The following is a 17,219-nucleotide window of genomic DNA, read 5'->3' as shown; positions in this document are numbered from 1 at the left end:
AATTGCGGCCGAGCATCCCTGCCCGGCTGGATGAGCGGGGCTCCTTCAGCCCTGCGCAGGATGACGGGCCGGGATGGCGACGGGCGCGATTGAGCGTCAGCGTCGGCGGACCGCCCGCTCTGCGAACGGTCCTCTTTTGCCTTTCCATTCTCCTACTTCCTTTAACGCCGCTCCCATTTGCTGGGAATCGGCCCGCGGGAGCATGGGCGCAGGGCTATGCCGCCTGCTCTTCAGCGGGACGAATGCCGTCGATGTCATGCGACAGCGACTCTTCGATCTCGGCGAGCTGCCGGCGCTTGTCGCCGAGCTCGTCTGAGAACGCGAAGGCACCGCCCTCGCGCGAGCGATAGGCCGCAAGCCGGCGCTCGGCCTCGGCGAGCCGGTGGCGGGCGCGCTCCTGCTCTTCGTCGAGGGTGGCCAGGACGTGCTCAAGCTTGGCGATCGCACCAAGTGGCGTGGCGGTGACGGGCAGCTCGATTTCCGTTTTCGCGCCGGTGCGCAGCAGCATAGTGGTGTAGCGATAGCTATCCTGGCCGAAGCGTTCGCCGGAATATTCCAGGTCAAACCCGCCTATGCTGGCGATGCTGAGGTCGCCGGCCTGCTGAATCTGCACCAGGGTGAGGATCTCGGTCATCAGGGCGCGGCCGGCGAGCTTGCGCTCGGTCAACGTCGCCTCGCCAACCTTAATGCGGAAGGCATCGCCCGTCGTCGGAACAAGGTGCGCAAGATCCTGGCCGATCTCGCTGATCCGGCGCGTCGAATATTCGATATCGCGCTCGGCATCGCGGACCTGACGGCGGATGGCGAACTGGTCATCCTGATGGGCAGAGCGCAGCCGTTCGAGCCGGGCGATGTCCGCTTCGAGGCCCGCCTTCTGCATCAGGCGGGGATCGCCCGAGGCAATGGCCTTCGCCATGGCGAACTGGTTGGCCTGCCCCTCGCCGAGGTCCTCGAGCCTGCGCACCGAGGTGTCGCCCGACAGCGCCGCGGCGATGAAGCGAGCCTTACGCTCATTGTTCTGCCACATCTGCGCGTCCATCGAGCCCTCGGTGGCATAGGCGAAGATGTCGACGACATCGTGCTGGTTGCCCTGCCGCAGGATGCGACCTTCGCGCTGCTCGATCTGCGAGGGGAGCCATGGCACGTCGAGATGGTGCAGCGCCTTGAGCCGGAGCTGGGCATTGACGCCGGTGCCCATCGTGTCGGAGGAGCCGATGAGGAAGCGGACCTTGCCGGCCCGCACATCACCGAACAGCCGCTGCTTGGCCTCCGACTTCTTGAAATCCTGCATGAAGGCGATCTCGGATGCCGGCACGCCGAGCCGCACCAGCTCGTCGCATATCCAGCGATAGGCCGAGAAGCCCCGCGTCTTCTCGACATTGATCGTGCCGAGATCGGAGAAGATCATCTGCGCGGCGCCGGTCATCTCGAACGGCTTGCCGTCCGGGCGGACATAGGCGCTGTCGCCCGTCTCTTGCCAGATACGATAGGCATTGCCGACGAGGTCGTTGAGCTTATTGTCCGGCTCATTGTCATTGTCCGGCTCGACGAGGCGCAAATCGATCGCCGCGTGACGGCCATCGGTAATGACCGAGAGCAGGATATCGTCGCCCGGCTCGGGCGGCCCCTCCCGCTGCTCGATTGCCTTGATGCGTTGATCGAGCAGGACCTGATAGAGCTTGAAGGCAGGCGAGGGCTTTGACGTCCTGATCTGGCGACTGCCGGTCGAGAGCGCCGGCACCTTGACGTATTGGCGCAGATCCTCCGGCATCACCACGTCCGCGAAGGAGCGGAACATGGCGATGAGCTCGGGGACGTTGACGAAGGTCGCGAAGCGCGTCACCGGCTTGTATTTGCCGTTGGGCTGCAGTTCGAGCTCGGTGGTGACGTCGCCGAAAGTCGAGGCCCAGGCGTCGAATTCGTGCAAGCCACGCACTGACAGCGCAGTGTAGCCGAGGTAGCGCTGCACCGAGAACATCTCGCCCAGTGTGTTGGTGATCGGCGTGCCCGAAGCCAGGATGAGCGCCCTGGCGGGATTTTTCCTTTCGATGAAGCGGGACTTCACATAGAGGTCCCAGGCGCGCTGCGAGCCGTTCGGATCGATCCCCTTCAAGGTCGACATGTTCGTCGCGAACGAAAGCTTCCTGAACTCCTGCGCCTCGTCGACGATGATCTGGTCCACGCCGATCTCCGAGATTGTCAGCAGGTCATCCTTGCGGGTGGCGAGCGCCTCCAGCCGTTCCTTGAGACCCTCCTTCAGTCGCTCAAGGCGCTTGCGCGAGACGCGATCACCGCTTTCGACCTTGGTCAGCAGCGTCTCGTAGAGCTCGACCTCGTCCTGGATCATCTGTTGTTCGAAGGCCGAGGGCACCGAGATGAACCGGAAGGCGGAATGGGTGATGATGATGGCGTCCCAGGTCGCGGTCGCCGCCCGGCTGAGAAAGCGATGCCGCTTGTCCTTGCTGAAATTGGTCTCGTCGGCGACGAGGATGCGGGCGGTCGGATAGAGGGCGAGGAACTCACGAGCCGCCTGCGCCAGGCAGTGGCCGGGAACGACCAGCATGGCCTTGGCGATGAGGCCGAGCCGCTTCTGCTCCATGATCGCGGCGGCGATGGTCATGGTCTTGCCGGCGCCGACGGCATGAGCGAGGTAGGTGGCCCCGGCCGAGATGATGCGCCAGATGCCGCGCTTCTGGTGCCCATAAAGAGAAAAGGCGCCAGAGGCGCCCGGAAGCTGCAGATGGTCCCCGTTGAATTTTCGTGGGGCGATGTTGTTGAAGCGGTCGTTATAGACCCGCGCCAGCCGGTCGGTGCGATCGGGATCGGACCAGATCCAGGTCTGGAACGCCGTTTTGATCTTGGTCAGCTTTTCCTTGGCGGCCTCGGTGTCGACGACATTGAGCACGCGCCGTTCGCTGTCGCCCTCCTTGATGATGTCGAAGATCTGCGGCACCCGGCTGTTGAGCGCATCGGCGATCAGCTCGCCGGCGTGGCGGCGGTCAGTGCCCCATTCGGACGTGCCGGCCGCGATGTAGCCAAGCTGCCGCGCCTCCACCGTCCACGATGCCAGTTCGGGCATGTGGTGGATGCGGATGTCGGCGCCCATCGTCTCTTTGACGAAGGCGACTACGTCGGCGGCCGGAATCCATGGAGCGCCGAGGCGGGCGGTGATGTCGGAAGGCCCCAGATCGGCCGGCTGCACCGCGACGAGGGCACGGACGTTGCGCTCGAAGCCCGGATCGAGAGCAGCGGCGGCCTCGGCGGCCTTGAGCTTGTCGCGGACCTGGCCGGAGAGATAGGCGTCGTCGGTCTGCCACGCCCCTGTCTCGGGATCGCGGAAAATGGAGTCGCCGAGATCCGCGATGACGATCTCGGCGTCGACATGCAGCAGCTCGGCGATGTGGTCGATGTCCACATAGCCGCGCTCGTTGAGCACCACGGCCAGGGCATCGGCCGGGGAGTTGATGATCGGCGCAGAGGGTGGCGCGATGACGCGCTCGGTAAAGATCGGGCCGGGCCGGGCCGTATCGCTTTCGAGATCATAATCCTCGATCGAGGCGACCAGCCAGCAGTCGGGGTCGTCGAGGAAGGGTTGCAGGTTTGGCCGGCGATGGGTCTCGCGCACCTCCCCGGTCTCGGGATCCTCGGTCGTCGAGACGACGGTGGTGTTGATCGGCCCGAAGGCCCGCACGAAGTTCGACCAGGCGATGCGCAGCTTGACCTGCGCCGGCTTCCAGGGTCGGTCGAGCTCCTGGGCCTTCAGCACCTCGCGCACCGCATCGCGGATCGGAATCAGCTTGCGGACGATGTGGGCGTGTTTTTCCGGCACGCCGTCGGCGCTGCGGCCCTTGCGCACGGAGATGGTGACGGGCGCGCCGTCGACCATCTGCATCAGCGCAGTGTTTTTGCCAATGAAGAAGCTGCCCTCGCGGATGGTCATTCCATCACAGCCATCGTCATCGACGTGGTCGATAGCGGCGTCGACGTCGAGGTCGATCGCTTCCGGTTCGCCGTCATAGAGGGCTTGCGGAAGCAGGGAGATTGCGCGCGACAGCGACTGCTCGAGATCCGCGCCCGGATGCGGCAGGCAGGTGTAGGTCTCGCCGAACGGACCGGAGGTGGTGGCATGGGTGCCGAGCACGAAATCGGGATGACGGGCGAACCAGCGGTTGACGCGGATCGCACCATCCTCGCCATCGGCCGGGCGAACCTCGTCAAGGTCGAGCCAGGTCACGTCGCCCTCAGGCTCCCCGGCTTTGCGCTTGCGCAGGAACAGGATGTCGACGACGACATCGGTACCGGCATCGTTGCGGAAACTGCCCTCCGGCAGGCGGATCGCGGCGACGAGATCGGCCGACCTGGCGATATGCTCACGCGCCGAGCCGTCGGTCTTGTCCATGGTGCCTGAGCTGGTGACGAAAGCGGCGAGCGCCCCGGGCTTCAGCAGATCGACCGAGCGGGCGATGAAATAGTCGTGCAGGCGCAGACCCATCGACCGATAGGCGCGGTCCGAGCGGACCGTGCGATCGGAGAACGGCGGATTGCCGACGGCGAGATCGAAGTTGGCCGGCAGGTCGGTGCGGGCGAAGTCGGCATTGAGAATGCGCGCCCGCGGCTGCAGCAGGCGCGCGATGCGGGCGGTCACCGGGTCGAGTTCGATGCCGGTGACATGAACCTTGTCGCGCAGGTCCTCGGGCACCAGCGCCGGAAACAGCCCGGTGCCGATGCCGGGTTCCAGCACCCTGCCCCCGCGCCAGCCGAGACGCTGCAGCGCCGACCACATGGCCCGGACGATGAACTCGGGTGTGAAGTGGGCGTACTGCGTGCAGCGCGCTAGCGAGGCGTAGTCCGCGTCGGACACCGTCTCCTCGAGCGCCGTACCGATCTCATGCCAGCCGGCGCGGAACCCGTCTTCGCCCGACCGCCGGAACACGGCATTGGCGAGGTCCGACGCGCCGAAACCGGTGAAGCGGATGAGCCTCGCCTGTTCCTCCGCTGTCGCCGGTCGATCCTCGGCCTCGATCTGGGCGGCGAGCCGGATGGCGTCGAGATTGTCGAGCGCCCACTGCTTCCAGCTCTTGGCGAGTGCGCGAGTCCCTTCAAGAACGAAGTTCTGGCACTGCGCGGCGACGGCGCCGCCGCGGCCGGGATGGAATTTGGGCGATACGCTGGTGGGCGTCTGCTGCGGCGCCAACGCGGAGGACTGCGGGTCGGCTTCCTGGTCGTCGGCGCCGAAGTCGCTGCCGAAAGCAGTGACGCCGAGACCGAGACCGGATGACAGCGTCGTGGTGTTGAACAGGTCGAGCGTAAAAGGGTCGTCGTTGGACATTGTCAATCTCCTGGAAGGGAAGGCGCGCGCGAACCCGCGGCCGGAGAGGTCGGCCCGGGTGGACAGCGCGGCGGGGTTGGACGGTCAGCGGGTGATCAGCGAGAACGCTATCTCGGTCTCGGTGAGCACGATGTTGAGGTGGGTCGCGCGCAGGTTGCGATCGAACAAAGGGAGCAGCTGTTCGGCCGCGATGTACTCGATGCCGTCATCGGCCCCGAAATGGCGGCGTTTGTAGTCCCACCAGTCGATATCGCCCTTGGGGTGGCATTGCTCGGCGTAGATGACGAGCGCGCGCTGCCCTTCGGCGAGCTTGCCGTTGGACATGATGTAGACGCCCTCGTCGCCGACCAGCCAGAGGCCGGGTTTCTCGCCCTCGCCGGGACGTGTGCCATAGTAGGGATTGCGGAAGCCACTATTGGTGGCAGCGTCGGCGATGCCGCGGTCGATGACCTTGCGCACCGCCACGATGGGGAAGGTGAACACAGCCGCCCCCTCACGCCGCGGTCTTGACGGGCAGGTGTCGCAGATGCACCGGCAGCTTGGCCGCGATCTCGTCGTCGGTCAGGTCTTCCAGCAGCTTGAGTTCGGTGCACCCGAGCCCATAGACCAGGATGGTGCGCTTGCCGCGGAGCTCGGGCAGGAAGCGCTCACCGGCATAGCCGCGATATTCGTCATGGGTGGCGCTCCAGACATGCTCGAGCCGCTCCTCGCGCGTCATCGCCTTCACCGGCCAGGACTCACGCTCGACGATGGCGTCGCGCATCTCGACCGGCGCGCGGGCCTGCGCCAGGTCGCAATAGGCGTGGAAGTAGCGCGTCCTGCCGTCGATCCTGAGCGTGTAGAACACGCTGGTGACGCTCTCGATCAGAAACTCGCGCAGCGCGAACATCTCGCCGCGCATCCACAGCGGCGGCAAGAGGTCGAGCATATAGTCGTGTTCGGCACGGCCGATCTCGAACCATTCGCCGGCGAACAGCGCGCTGTCGTCGCTCTGCCAGCGATTGGGCCGCTGGGCGTGGCGGTCGAACAGACGGAACATCTGCCGGCGATCGGCGACGCCGAAGTAGATCTTGCGGATAGAGGTGGACATGGCGGGGCTCCTCGGCCTCTTGCCGGGGCCGGAGCGCGGTTCATCCCTTGCGGATCACCATCTTCTTCGGCCCTTCCGGACCCCTCCCCCGCGGCCGCCTCTCCGTCCGGCCGGGTCAAGGGCCGGCGTCAGCCGGGCGAAGCTTCACCCTTGACGCTGCCGGCGGGCATGCGGCAGCCGTTCTGTCCTCCTCATTCCCTTCTCTGCTTCCCCCTGCAGATCGGCGTTCCAGTCGCCGGTCACCGGACGCAGCCGCTCTGCCGTGCATCCGGCCTCATCGGCCATAGCCACCAACCTGCCGGCAAAGGTGTCGCCCTGCGCGTTGTTGTCGGTAGCCGCGACGAGGTGGACGCCGGGCCGCGCAGCAAGCGCATGGATCGCCTCGGCCGTTGCCGGCGACCAGCCACCACCGGTGCTGAGATAGAGCGTATTGGGGTGTAGCTCCTCGATGGCGGCAAGGCTCATGGCGTCGATCGCCGCCTCGGTGACGCAGAGGCGCGGCGCGTCGAGAGAGCCGAGCCGAAACAGGATCTTGCTGCCGCCGGTGGCGAAGCCGCGCCAGTCCGGGCCGCGTTCCTCCCAGCCGGTGACGGCGCCCCCGGCATCGGTGTGGGCCGCCCACATGCTGGCATGCGGTCCCTCCCGCAACGCATCGGCGGCGATCACGGCCCGAATGACAGATTCGGGCAGGCGGCGGATGTCGCGCAGATAGTGCCAGGTCGACGAGCCGCGCCACGGCCGCCGCCGCGCCTGCCAGCGTTCGGCAATGGAAACGTCCGGATCGTGGTCGCGCGATGGCCGCTGCCAGGCGGGCTCGGTGGGGACGAAGCCGACGAGGTCGGCTACGGTGTGCATCGCTTCGGCGAAAGGCTCGCCCTCAAGATACTCGACAAGGCGGAAGACGTCGCCCTTGCGGTCCGAGAGCGGATCGAACCAGCCCCTGCCCGCATGGATGACGATGATGATCTCGGCATCGCGGCGATACTTCATCGCCTTGCGCGTGCTTTCCCTGACATCGAGGGCGAAGCCCAGATGCTCGAGCACCGCGGCGCAGGGCACCTTGTCCTTCAGCTCTTCCAGCTCTGCTTTTTCCATCTTCATCCCCGCGCACCCTGTCGCGCTCCCATGTTCACTGTCCGCCCACTTCTAGGGGACAGAACCGGAGGCCGCGAAGAGCAAGGCGGGCAAGGGCGCCGCCGGCAACCCGGCGTTTATGCCGGGGTGCAAGGACAGGCGGCGGCGTGAGCTTCCCTTGCCGGCCGCGGCGCGCAAGCGGCATCAGCCACGGCGTCAGCCGGTTCGACGCTCCTCTTGGGCGACGATGGCGCGTACAGCCTCGATGTCCATCTGCGCACGCGGGGCGATCCGGGCGATTTCGGCGGCGACCTTGGCCCAGTGATAGAACTCGGCGCGATCGCCGCGCCGCCGGGCGCGGGCAGCGCGCCGGTGTGCCTCGTAATAGGCATGGAGCTCGTCGGCTACGACGAGCGCGCGGGCGTCTTCCTGCCAGCGGCGGCGGATCGTCCGCCGGCGCTCCATCCATCTGCTGATCGCAGCAAACATGACGCTCCCCCGTTGCACCGGACGCGCCACCACCCGCGGCAGGGATGGATGCCGTCAGGCGAAGACCCGATTTCGGGGCTTCGGCTTTGCCGACACCCCGGCTCTGCAGGAGGCCGCCCCAGAACCTCGCCCGCACGTCAAGTTGAGGTTACTATGCTCGCGAGCGCAATATTTTACGAACACGATGATCATCCGGCCGAACGTGCCGGTTGGTGACGGATAGGGATTCGATAAGCTTTGACTGGAACGATATCGTTGCGACCTATCTGAGTCAGCCCTGGTGGGTGTGGCCGGCTGGATGCGTCGTTGCCTGGCTCGGGTTGAGGTGGGTCATCGGTGCGATGCGCGCCTATCGCGAACGGCCGATCCTGTGCGATAGCGCCTTGAGGCAATGCGGTGTGCGGGTCGATTATGATGCGGGAACCATCACCCTGCCGCGTGGCGACAGCTTTCCCTTGCAGCGCGTTCGAGGTCTGCGCTGGGAGGACTATGCGACGTCAGGGTCCTACCACGCCATTGTCGATGTTGATGACGTGCAGCGGCCGATCCATCGGGTCGCGTTGTCGACACCGACCGGGCCGGAAGCCCTCGTGGCCCGGCTGCGGACGGCAATCGAGAGTGCGGGAGGGCCGCGTTTTGCCGTGGCCGCGACCGACAGAATGGAGGTCGTCGAGAAGGACCTCAGCGATCCGATCATGGCGGCGGTCGCCACGCGGGTGCGTCCGTTGGGGTGGCGCAGGTCCTATTTGAAATCGGAATAGCAGGAAGGCCGGGCGGTCGTCGGAAGAGTTGTCCCCGCGAAGCTCGAAAACGGTCGCATGTCGTGGCACAGTGTCGACATGTGCAACGCCTACGAACAACATGTCCGCTGGGTCGAGTATACCCAGATGATGCAGGACCTCGAACTGGGGATTCCCACCCAGCAGACCGAGCTCGACCTGCCGCAATCGGACATGGTCCGCATCAACGACATGGCGCCGGTGATGCGCGCCGCCGGCAACGGCGTCGAACTTGCGCAAATGAACTTCAGCTTTCCTCCAGGTCGGCCGAAGGGCGGACCGGTGTTCAACTTCCGGTCGGAAGGCCGCGACTTTTCGAAGAGTGGCCGGTGTCTCATCCCGGCCTCGGGATTTTTCGAATATGTCGGCACGAAATACCCCAAGACCCAATATCGGTTCGCGCTGAGCAGCGCGCCATTCCTGGCGATTGCGGGACTCTGGCGCGAGGCCGAGGGCAATTATCCGGTCAGCTTCACCATGCTGACGACGTCGCCGGGTCCCGACATCGCGCCGTACCATGATCGACAGGTGGTGGTGCTGAAGCCGGAGGATTGGGCGGCCTGGCTCCATCTGACCAAGCCGCAGGCCGAGCTGCTGCGACCGCTCCCCGAGGGGTCGCTCGATGTCGAGATGGTGCGCGAGGGCGCGAAGTAGAATTGCAAGCTGCCGGCGATCACCGCGAAGTGGTCGGTGTTCCGGTTCGCGCGCGCGGCTCGTCTAGCGCCAGAATGAAGCAAGACCTCCGCGTGCGGCGCGTCGTCCCTGCAAGCGTCCCGCAATCGCAGAGGGTCCGCCAGATGCCGGATTCATTTGACCGCCGGTCGGCATGAGTGCGGCCATCGTCTCTTCATCGGGATGGATGACTTCCACCTGAGAGCCGGATGCCCGCAGCGCTTCGATGGCCGATTCAAGGGACACCAGGCGCATCGCCTGGGGCGGCGCGCGAAGCGAGAGGATCAGCACGCGTTCGTGGCCGATAGCCAGATCTGAATTGTCGCCTGAATAGTATCCGCCATCGATGTAGGGATGGCCGCCGAAGACGATGGGTGTCGCGCCGAAGGATGCCGTAGTGGCAATCACGGCGTCGACCAGAGGGATGCCGCTCTCGCGGTCGAAGGCGCGCCTTTCCCCGGTGTCTGCATTCACGGCCGTGATGAGCACGCGCTGTTCGGGCCATGCCAGCAACGGAAGCTGAGCGGCGACGGTTTCGCGCCGAGCCGTCCCCGCCACCGCGACCGACAAAGCGAGTTCTCCATATCGTCGCAGAACGTCGGAAGAACTGCCTCCAAGTTGCTTGGCATGGTCCACGCCGGCCTTGATCCGGACCCAATCGGGCGCGGGTGAGGGTCCGTCAGGTGGTCGCACAGGCGGACCGGCCGATTCTGCTCGTTGCTGGTATGTCTCTTCGAGATCTCTGCCGCTCGTCAGATCGAGCGCCACTCTGGCGCCTGCGGACGTCCCCACGAACAGGTCGGCATTGCGGACATCGAGACCGCTGTCGATCATGCCCGTCAGGAGGCCAAGCTCCCAGGAACTGGCAACGTACCCGCCGCCGGCAAGCACCAATGCGCGTCGCTTTGTGTTCAGTTGCGATCTCCAGTAACAGAGGGGGCCGTCTTGTTACACTTTGCGGCCATAGAGACAACGAATGGCAGCTGGGCGCGCCGGCAATCGGTTTCTTCTACGGCGTCCCGGCTTGGAAAAAGGAGTAGTCGTGTCGAAAAAAAGAGAGCTCGAAGTGCGTCACAAGGCGGATAGCGTCGAAAGCATGTTGAAGGCCCGCGGCGTGTACCATGTCCCCAATGACGAGCCAGGTTTCTGCTTTGCCGTTGGCGAGGAGTTGCGGCGACGCTATCCGAATTCCGATCTCAGGGTCGAAGCGCCTCGACTGAATTTCGGCGGCGAATACACCTTCAGTTCGGCGTCGCACCTCGGCACCAAGCCCGATACGGGTGCTGAGTGAGCCGGCAGTATCGAGAGACCCCCTATGCCGCCCACGCTCACGCAGGCACATCCTCCCATTCCCTTGCGCGAGCTCGTGCCGGCGCTTGCCGGTTTCGCATCGCTGACCGAACCGCAAAGACAAGCCCTTCTTGATCGGCTGATAGCCGCTCATCCCATTGTCTCCATGGATTGGGGGGCGGGATGGCGTTTCCGCCGCGCTCGGCTGCTGGGCGCCGAAGAGATTCCTGCGACGGTGGATGAGGTAATCTGGCGCAAGGGCGTACCGGCCAGAATCGGCCGTGCCAACCCGGCCGGTTTTCAGGTCCTTTATCTGGCCGATCGGCCGGATACGGCGTTCCAAGAGGTGCTGCATCACGCGCCGGACGGTGCCTCGAGCACTCACAGCATGATGCTCGCCGAGTTCGTCATCCATGACGAGCGTCGCGTCCGGATTGCACCGGTCGGGGAGCTCTTGCAGGTTCAGCGCACCGGCCGAGGCTTCCTCGCCGGAGATGCGTCGCATCATCTGTCTGGTCTGCTCAACGCGTGCGGCCCGGATGAAGCCAAGGCTTTGCTGATCACCGATTCATTCCTGCTGCAATGCCTGACGAACCGTGAAAACGACTACGGATTGTCGTCCTATGTGGCGATGAGCATTTTCGCCAGGCTACCCGCCGTGTCGACGATCGCCTATCCCAGCGTGCGCCAGTTGGGCGCGATCAATCTGGCGGTTCGGACCGAGACGTTCTGGAACGACTGGGGGCTGAGTTCGGTTCGGCGAGGCCGAGTGGAGCATCTCGCGCAGGGCTTTTATCGGTTCAGCGACGTCAGGCATGTCGATGGAATTACCGTTGGCGGATCTCTGCGCTGGCGCGAGGCGCCCGATGTCGAGAATTCCGTGGTTGTGCTTGGGCCAGCCTGGACGCCCTCGGCATAGGTACGCAGAGCCGTCGCCTGTTGGAAGCACTCGCCATCACCGGAAATCCCGCGTCTTGATCTGGATCGGCTTGACCTTGAGCGTGGGATCGACCAGGTCGCGCGGTCGGAACCCCTTGGGCAGGCTGCGCGGATCGAGACCCGGGCCGCCATGATGGGCTTCGTCGCCCCGCCCATGCGGCAGCGGAAAGGCCATGTCACGGTTGCCGACGCTGGCGAGCTCGGCCGAGAGATCGGTGACGGTGTTGGCGACAAGATGAACGACGTCGCCCTCCCGCTGGATGCGGCCGCGCACGGCCAGCATCGATGCCGACAACATGGTGCGCCGGAACTTCTCGAATACCTTGACCCAGACGACGATGTTGGCCGCGCCGGACTCGTCCTCCATGGTGACGAACATCACGCCCTTGGCCGATCCGGGTCGCTGCCGGACGAGCACGAGGCCCGCGGCCTCGAGCCAGCGGCCGTCTCGCGCCGCCATGGCCTCGGCACAGGTGACGATGCGGCGCCGGCTCAGCCCGGCGCGCAGGAAAGCCAGCGGATGGTGCCTGAGGGTCAGGCCGACATGGCCATAGTCCTCGACCACTTCGCGGCCCGCAACCATCGGGCGCAACGTGACACTCGGTTCGATCCGCTCGACGATGGTGCGCCGCTCGCGCTCCGAGGCTGCGGCGAACAGCGGCAGCGGATCATCGTGCAGACCCTTGAGTGCCCAGAGCGCTTCGCGACGCGCCAGGCCGAGCGACGGAAGGAAGGCATCGGCTTCGGCGAGTTGCACCAGCGACGCGGCGGGTACGCCGGCGCGATGCCAGAGATCGTCGACGGTCGAGAATGGCTGGTCGGCGCGCGCTGCGATGATGGCGCCCGCCTGGTCATTGGCGAGGCCTTTCACCAGGCGCATGCCGAGGCGCACCGCGAAGCGCCCGTCATCTCCCGCAGGTTCGAGCGTGCAATCCCAGCGGCTCTGATTGATGCAGACGGGTCGGATCTCGACGCCGTGGCTGACCGCGTCGCGCACGAGCTGCGCCGGCAGGTAGAACCCCATGGGCTGCGAATTGAGGATGGCCGCGCAGAACACATCGGGATGATGGCACTTCATCCAGGATGAGGCGTAGGCGATGAGGGCGAAAGAGGCGGCGTGACTTTCGGGGAAGCCGTAGCTGCCAAAGCCCTCGAGCTGCTTGAAGGTATTGGCGGCAAAGTCAGGCGTGTAGCCGTTGGCGATCATGCCCCCGATGAGCTTGTCGCGGAACTTCGAAACGCCGCCTGTGTGCTTGAAGGTCGCCATGGCCCGGCGCAGCTGGTCGGCCTCGCCGGCGGAAAAGCCGGCACAGACCATGGCGACCTGCATCGCCTGCTCCTGGAACAGCGGAACGCCCAAGGTCTTGCCCAGGACCTGTTCGAGCTCGGGCGTCGGAAACTCGACCGGCTCCTTGCCCTCGCGCCGGCGCAGATAGGGATGCACCATATCGCCCTGGATCGGACCAGGCCGGACGATCGCCACTTCGACGACGAGGTCGTAGAACGTCCTCGGCTTGATCCGCGGCAGCATCGACATCTGTGCCCGGCTCTCGATCTGGAAGACCCCGACCGTGTCGGCCTTGCGGATCATCGCGTAGGTCGCCGGATCCTCGGCCGGAATCGTGGCGAGGTCGAGCGACACGCCCTTGTGCTCGGCCAGGAGATCGAAGCTGCGCTTCATGCAGGTCAGCATTCCCAGGGCAAGGACGTCGACCTTCATGAACTTAAGGATGTGGATATCGTCCTTGTCCCACTCGATGACCTGGCGGTCTTCCATCCGGGCCGGCTCGATTGGCACGAGCTCATCGAGCCGATCATGGGTCAACACGAACCCGCCGGGATGCTGCGACAGATGCCGCGGCGTGCCTTCGAGCTGGCGCGCCAGCTCGAGCGTCAGGGTGAGGCGGCGATCGGCGAGATTGAGGTTGAGTTCGCGAGCACGGGTCTCGTCGATGCCCTCGCCATGGCCCCAGACCTGCGAGGAGAGCAGCTTGGTAACGTCCTCGGGCAGGCCGAGCGCCTTGCCGATGTCGCGGACGGCGCCCTTGGTATGATAGCGCACCACGGTCGAGCACAATGCCGAATGGTCGCGACCGTAGGTCTCGTAGACCCATTGCATGACGATCTCGCGCCGCTCGTGTTCGAAATCGACATCGATATCGGGCGGCTCTTTACGCTCCCGGCTGACGAAGCGCTCGAACAGCAGATTGTTGCGGTCGGGATCGATGCTGGTGATGCCGAGAACGTAGCAGACCGCCGAGTTGGCGGCCGATCCCCGGCCCTGGCAGAGAATGTCGCGCGACCGCGCGAAGGCCACGATGGCGTTCACGGTCAGAAAGTAGGGTGCGTATTGCAGCGTCTCGATTAGGCGGAGCTCGTGCTTGATGAGACCGATCACCTTGTCGGGCACGCCCTCGGGATAGCGCCGCTTGGCGCCTTCCCAGGTCAGCTTCTCGAGGGCCTGCTGGGCGGTAAGGCCCGGCATCGTCCTTTCTTCAGGGTATTGATAGGCGAGCTCGTCGAGCGAAAAGCGGCATTGCTCGGCGATTGCCAATGTGCGTGCCAGGGCCTCGGGATAGCGGCCGAACAGCCGGTGCATCTCATCGGGTGACTTCAGGTAGCGGTCGACATGCCGCTCCCTTTTGAAGCCGGCATCATCGATGGTGATGTTGTGGCGGATGCAGGTGACCACATCCTGCAGCACCCGGCGCTCGGGATGATGGAATAGAACGTCGTTCGTCACGACGGTCGCGACGCCCATCTGCGTCGCCAGGTTGGCGAGCTCATGGAGGCGCAACTGGTCATTGGGGCGCCGGCGCAAGGTCAGCGCGAGATAGGCATCCCGGCCGAACGCCTCACGCAGGCGCCGCACCTGCAGCGCACAGGTGTCGTCGGCGATGTCGGGCACGAGGACGGCGATCATGCCCTCGCCATAGGCGAAGACATCTGCCCATTCGAGACGGCAGAGTCCCTTGCCGCCGCGTGACTTGCCCAGCGACAGCAACCGGCAGAGGCGGCCATAGGCCGTCCGGTCTTTGGGATAGACGAGTAGCGACATGCCGTCGGCTAGATCGAGGCGGCACCCGACGATCAGGCGCACGCCGGTGGCCTTGGCCGCCTCGTGCGCGCGGACCACGGCGGCAAGGCTGTTGCGATCGACGACGGCGAGCGCTTCGATGCCGAGCAGCGCGGCTTGCGCGAACAGCTCCTCGCAGGAGCTCGCGCCCCTCAGAAACGAGAAGTGCGACGTCATCTGCAGCTCGGCATAGCGCGGCCCGCTCATGCGAAGATTCCATGCAGGAACCATCTGTGCGAGCCGGGGGCCGGATCCTCGCCGTCGCCGGCGCGGAAGAGCCAAAAGCGTTCTCCGCCTTCGTCCTCCACGCGGAAGTAATCTCGCAGCGATGTCGTCTCGGCCTGGCGCAACCACCATTCGCCAAAGATGCGTTCGGGACCGTCGGCGCGGGCGACGCGGCGACGAACCCCACGCCAGGTGAACCAGACCGGGGGGTTGTCGGGCAGCAGCGCCATGGTCTCGATCGGCTCGGGCGGCGAGAGCAGGCGCGACGGCCGCGGCCACTCGCCGGGCCAGTTCGCGCCGTCATCGGGCGCGCTCGGCGCCACGCGCTTGACCGACCGCTCCGGCACATCGCTTTCGACCGGGGCGAAGCGATAGAGCCGGTTCGCCCCGAGGCGATTGGCGATGACGTCGATGAGATCGGAAATGTCCGGCTCCTCCGGCTCGACCAGCGTTGAGATCGTCTGCCGGTCCCGCAATGGCTCGGCCAGTGTTGCGGTCAGCGTCATCAGCTCGATGCCGAAGCCCGGGTCTACGGTCTCGATACGGTCGGTGAGGAGCCGCGTGAGGCGGCCGGTTTCGCGCACCGGCGCCGCTGTGCCGACGCGAATGGCTGCGATCCGGTTGTCGACCCGATGAAACAGCAGGTCGAGCCGGCGCGCCCCGAGCCCCTGCTTTTCGAGAGCGGCGCAGAGCTGGTCGACCAGCTTGGCGGTGTAGCGCGCGATCGTTTCTGCAGCGCCGATCGGCTCGCCGAAGGCGCGACGAACCTCGATCAGTTCGGGCGACCGGACCGGCTCGAAGGGTTCGGGAGCGCGGCCCATGGCCTGGTCGAGGCGGCGCATAAGCTCGGGGCCGAAGCGATGGGTCAGCGGGGCTTTCGGCGTGTCCTCGATGTCGCCGATGCGCTCGAAGCCGAGGACGTGAAGCCCCTCGACGATCGGAATGGGCAGGCGCAGTGCCCGGATCGGCAGATCCCGCATCGCAGCCGCCGCCTGTCCTGCCGGGATGATGGAGATCGGACGCGCCAGGAACCGCGCGGCGGCATGGGCCGTGCCCGAGGCATCGGCAATCGCGGCATGGGCCGCGATGCCAGAGGCCTCCATGCGAGAGACGAGGTTCGCCAGCATTGCCTCTTCGCCACCATGAAGGTGATCGGCGCCGCTGGTGTCGATGATGAGCCCGTCGGGCGGATCGGGCGCGACAATCGGTGCATAGCGCAGCGCCCAGAGCGCGAGGCGGTCGAGCGCAGCCGCGTCCTCGGCCGGATTGAGCTCGAGGTTGACGAGGCCAGGAACGAGGACCTGCGCCTTGCTCGCCGGCATGCCGATGCGCAGGCCCGCATTGCGGGCGGCCGCATCGAGGGCGAGGATTTCGCGGCGGCGGCCCTGCCGGCCGAACAGGACGATCGGCGTATCAGCCGACGGCGCCGAGACGCCCAGCGTGCGCCGCAGGCGATCGGTGGGCCAGGTCGGCAGATAGAGCGAGACGACCCTTGGCATCACAGGCTTCCACTTCAAAGTCGGCGCTCTCCCCTGCCCTGACGCGCAGCAATTCGAGCCGCCAGCGGGGGCGGCCGACGCCGGGAACCGGCAATGGTCGGGAGGAAAGAGCGGAGACGCGCCAGCGGCTCACCGCGGCGGTCGGTTGTCCAAAATCGGTGGCTTCGGTCTGGCGCCGCCACCGGCGAATAGCGATGCCGAGCGTGCCGGAGGCCTCGGCGGCGAGCTGCAGGCGGCGCGAGCTCGTCATCGGCAGGCGCGCGATCTCCGCCACCACGGCGCCAAGGCCGCCATGCCGAAGGCCCTCCTCGAAACAGGCCATGACCGCGGCCTCGTCGCCGGCCTCGACAAAGATCACCCGACCGGGCGGCAGACCGGCCTGGGCGAGCGATGGCGCGAACAGATCCTGCCGCGTGACGCACCACAGGACACGCCCGCGCGTCCGGGCGGCGACTCCGGCGGCCCACAGGGCGGCCGCGGCGCCGTCGACCGCGCCATTGGCGCCGCCCGCCACCTCATGCAGCGCGCCGAGCGCCAGCCCTCCTCCCGGCAGCACCTTGTCGAGTTCGGGGATGCCGAAGGGCAGGACCTCGCGCCGGCGTGCAGACCCGCCCCCGAGCCGCGCGATACGGTCCCGAAGTTCGGACAATGCAAGGCTGCTCGAGGACATGGCCATGCCCGCGCACTCGTCTCCCAGTTTTGATATGTTCTATTTTTGTTCTCAATGGCGTAAGAGTCAATCGGGGAGAATCGTTCC

General features: G+C 65.9%; 13 protein-coding genes. 4 read left to right on the top strand and 9 right to left on the bottom strand.

Annotated elements, in window-relative coordinates:
* Positions 1 to 214: 214 nt before the first annotated feature.
* The 5 genes from FJ434_RS20570 to FJ434_RS20550 form a co-directional block, all read right to left on the bottom strand.
* Positions 215 to 5,329: an N-6 DNA methylase gene (locus FJ434_RS20570; protein ID WP_140750997.1), complete on the bottom strand. Its 5,115-nt coding sequence runs from the start codon at positions 5,327 to 5,329 to the stop codon at positions 215 to 217.
* An 84-nt stretch (positions 5,330 to 5,413) separates the two neighbouring features.
* Entirely contained in the window at positions 5,414 to 5,812 is a 399-nt protein-coding gene (locus FJ434_RS20565) for a DUF3085 domain-containing protein (protein ID WP_140750995.1), read from the bottom strand.
* A gap of 10 nt (positions 5,813 to 5,822) precedes the next feature.
* Entirely contained in the window at positions 5,823 to 6,419 is a 597-nt protein-coding gene (locus FJ434_RS20560; RefSeq protein ID WP_140750993.1) for a DUF1419 domain-containing protein, read from the bottom strand.
* Between the two features lie 144 nt (positions 6,420 to 6,563).
* Positions 6,564 to 7,514, bottom strand: a complete 951-nt coding sequence (locus FJ434_RS20555; RefSeq protein ID WP_140750991.1) for a DUF3991 and toprim domain-containing protein — start codon at positions 7,512 to 7,514, stop codon at positions 6,564 to 6,566.
* A 195-nt stretch (positions 7,515 to 7,709) separates the two neighbouring features.
* Positions 7,710 to 7,982: a hypothetical protein gene (locus FJ434_RS20550; RefSeq protein WP_140750989.1), complete on the bottom strand. Its 273-nt coding sequence runs from the start codon at positions 7,980 to 7,982 to the stop codon at positions 7,710 to 7,712.
* Between the two features lie 212 nt (positions 7,983 to 8,194).
* Here FJ434_RS20550 and FJ434_RS20545 point away from each other — a divergent pair, with 212 nt between their 5' ends.
* Positions 8,195 to 8,743 (top strand): hypothetical protein, encoded by a 549-nt coding sequence (locus FJ434_RS20545; protein ID WP_140750987.1) that lies wholly within the window; start codon positions 8,195 to 8,197, stop codon positions 8,741 to 8,743.
* A gap of 78 nt (positions 8,744 to 8,821) precedes the next feature.
* Complete coding sequence (locus FJ434_RS20540; RefSeq protein ID WP_140751042.1) at positions 8,822 to 9,415, top strand: SOS response-associated peptidase; 594 nt, start codon at positions 8,822 to 8,824, stop codon at positions 9,413 to 9,415.
* A 63-nt stretch (positions 9,416 to 9,478) separates the two neighbouring features.
* Here FJ434_RS20540 and FJ434_RS20535 read toward each other — a convergent pair whose 3' ends face one another.
* Positions 9,479 to 10,324, bottom strand: a complete 846-nt coding sequence (locus tag FJ434_RS20535; protein ID WP_246678355.1) for a patatin-like phospholipase family protein — start codon at positions 10,322 to 10,324, stop codon at positions 9,479 to 9,481.
* A 151-nt stretch (positions 10,325 to 10,475) separates the two neighbouring features.
* Between FJ434_RS20535 and FJ434_RS20530 the strand changes: the two genes are divergently transcribed.
* Positions 10,476 to 10,724: a hypothetical protein gene (locus FJ434_RS20530; RefSeq protein WP_140750983.1), complete on the top strand. Its 249-nt coding sequence runs from the start codon at positions 10,476 to 10,478 to the stop codon at positions 10,722 to 10,724.
* Between the two features lie 24 nt (positions 10,725 to 10,748).
* Positions 10,749 to 11,642: an RES domain-containing protein gene (locus FJ434_RS20525; protein WP_140750981.1), complete on the top strand. Its 894-nt coding sequence runs from the start codon at positions 10,749 to 10,751 to the stop codon at positions 11,640 to 11,642.
* A 36-nt stretch (positions 11,643 to 11,678) separates the two neighbouring features.
* Here FJ434_RS20525 and FJ434_RS20520 read toward each other — a convergent pair whose 3' ends face one another.
* Genes FJ434_RS20520 through FJ434_RS20510 form a run of 3 tightly spaced genes read right to left on the bottom strand, consistent with a single transcriptional unit; the run spans position 11,679 to position 17,138 of the window.
* Positions 11,679 to 14,945 (bottom strand): error-prone DNA polymerase, encoded by a 3,267-nt coding sequence (locus tag FJ434_RS20520; protein WP_140750979.1) that lies wholly within the window; start codon positions 14,943 to 14,945, stop codon positions 11,679 to 11,681.
* Positions 14,942 to 16,462 carry a DNA polymerase Y family protein gene (locus FJ434_RS20515; protein ID WP_140750977.1) on the bottom strand — a complete coding sequence of 507 codons (1,521 nt, stop codon included), beginning with the start codon at positions 16,460 to 16,462 and terminating at the stop codon, positions 14,942 to 14,944. Before FJ434_RS20515 ends, FJ434_RS20520 begins: the two co-directional genes overlap by 4 nt.
* Positions 16,377 to 17,138 (bottom strand): ImuA family protein, encoded by a 762-nt coding sequence (locus FJ434_RS20510; RefSeq protein ID WP_140750975.1) that lies wholly within the window; start codon positions 17,136 to 17,138, stop codon positions 16,377 to 16,379. The genes FJ434_RS20515 and FJ434_RS20510 overlap by 86 nt, the downstream gene beginning before the upstream one ends.
* Positions 17,139 to 17,219: the final 81 nt, after the last annotated feature.

It is taken from the genome of Mesorhizobium sp. B2-5-13, assembly GCF_006440535.1.
GTDB classification, from domain to species: domain Bacteria; phylum Pseudomonadota; class Alphaproteobacteria; order Rhizobiales; family Rhizobiaceae; genus Mesorhizobium; species Mesorhizobium salmacidum.
Note: the sequence above shows the minus strand (reverse complement) of the source record. Positions and strands in the feature narration are given on the sequence as shown.

Coding starts and splice junctions, on each gene's coding strand:
- FJ434_RS20515 (WP_140750977.1), bottom strand. CDS start 16,462: ATGCCAAGGGTCGTCTCGCTCTATCTGCCGACCTGGCCCACCGATCGC.
- FJ434_RS20520 (WP_140750979.1), bottom strand. CDS start 14,945: ATGAGCGGGCCGCGCTATGCCGAGCTGCAGATGACGTCGCACTTCTCG.
- FJ434_RS20555 (WP_140750991.1), bottom strand. CDS start 7,514: ATGGAAAAAGCAGAGCTGGAAGAGCTGAAGGACAAGGTGCCCTGCGCC.
- FJ434_RS20525 (WP_140750981.1), top strand. CDS start 10,749: ATGCCGCCCACGCTCACGCAGGCACATCCTCCCATTCCCTTGCGCGAG.
- FJ434_RS20540 (WP_140751042.1), top strand. CDS start 8,822: ATGTGCAACGCCTACGAACAACATGTCCGCTGGGTCGAGTATACCCAG.
- FJ434_RS20560 (WP_140750993.1), bottom strand. CDS start 6,419: ATGTCCACCTCTATCCGCAAGATCTACTTCGGCGTCGCCGATCGCCGG.
- FJ434_RS20570 (WP_140750997.1), bottom strand. CDS start 5,329: ATGTCCAACGACGACCCTTTTACGCTCGACCTGTTCAACACCACGACG.
- FJ434_RS20510 (WP_140750975.1), bottom strand. CDS start 17,138: ATGGCCATGTCCTCGAGCAGCCTTGCATTGTCCGAACTTCGGGACCGT.
- FJ434_RS20550 (WP_140750989.1), bottom strand. CDS start 7,982: ATGTTTGCTGCGATCAGCAGATGGATGGAGCGCCGGCGGACGATCCGC.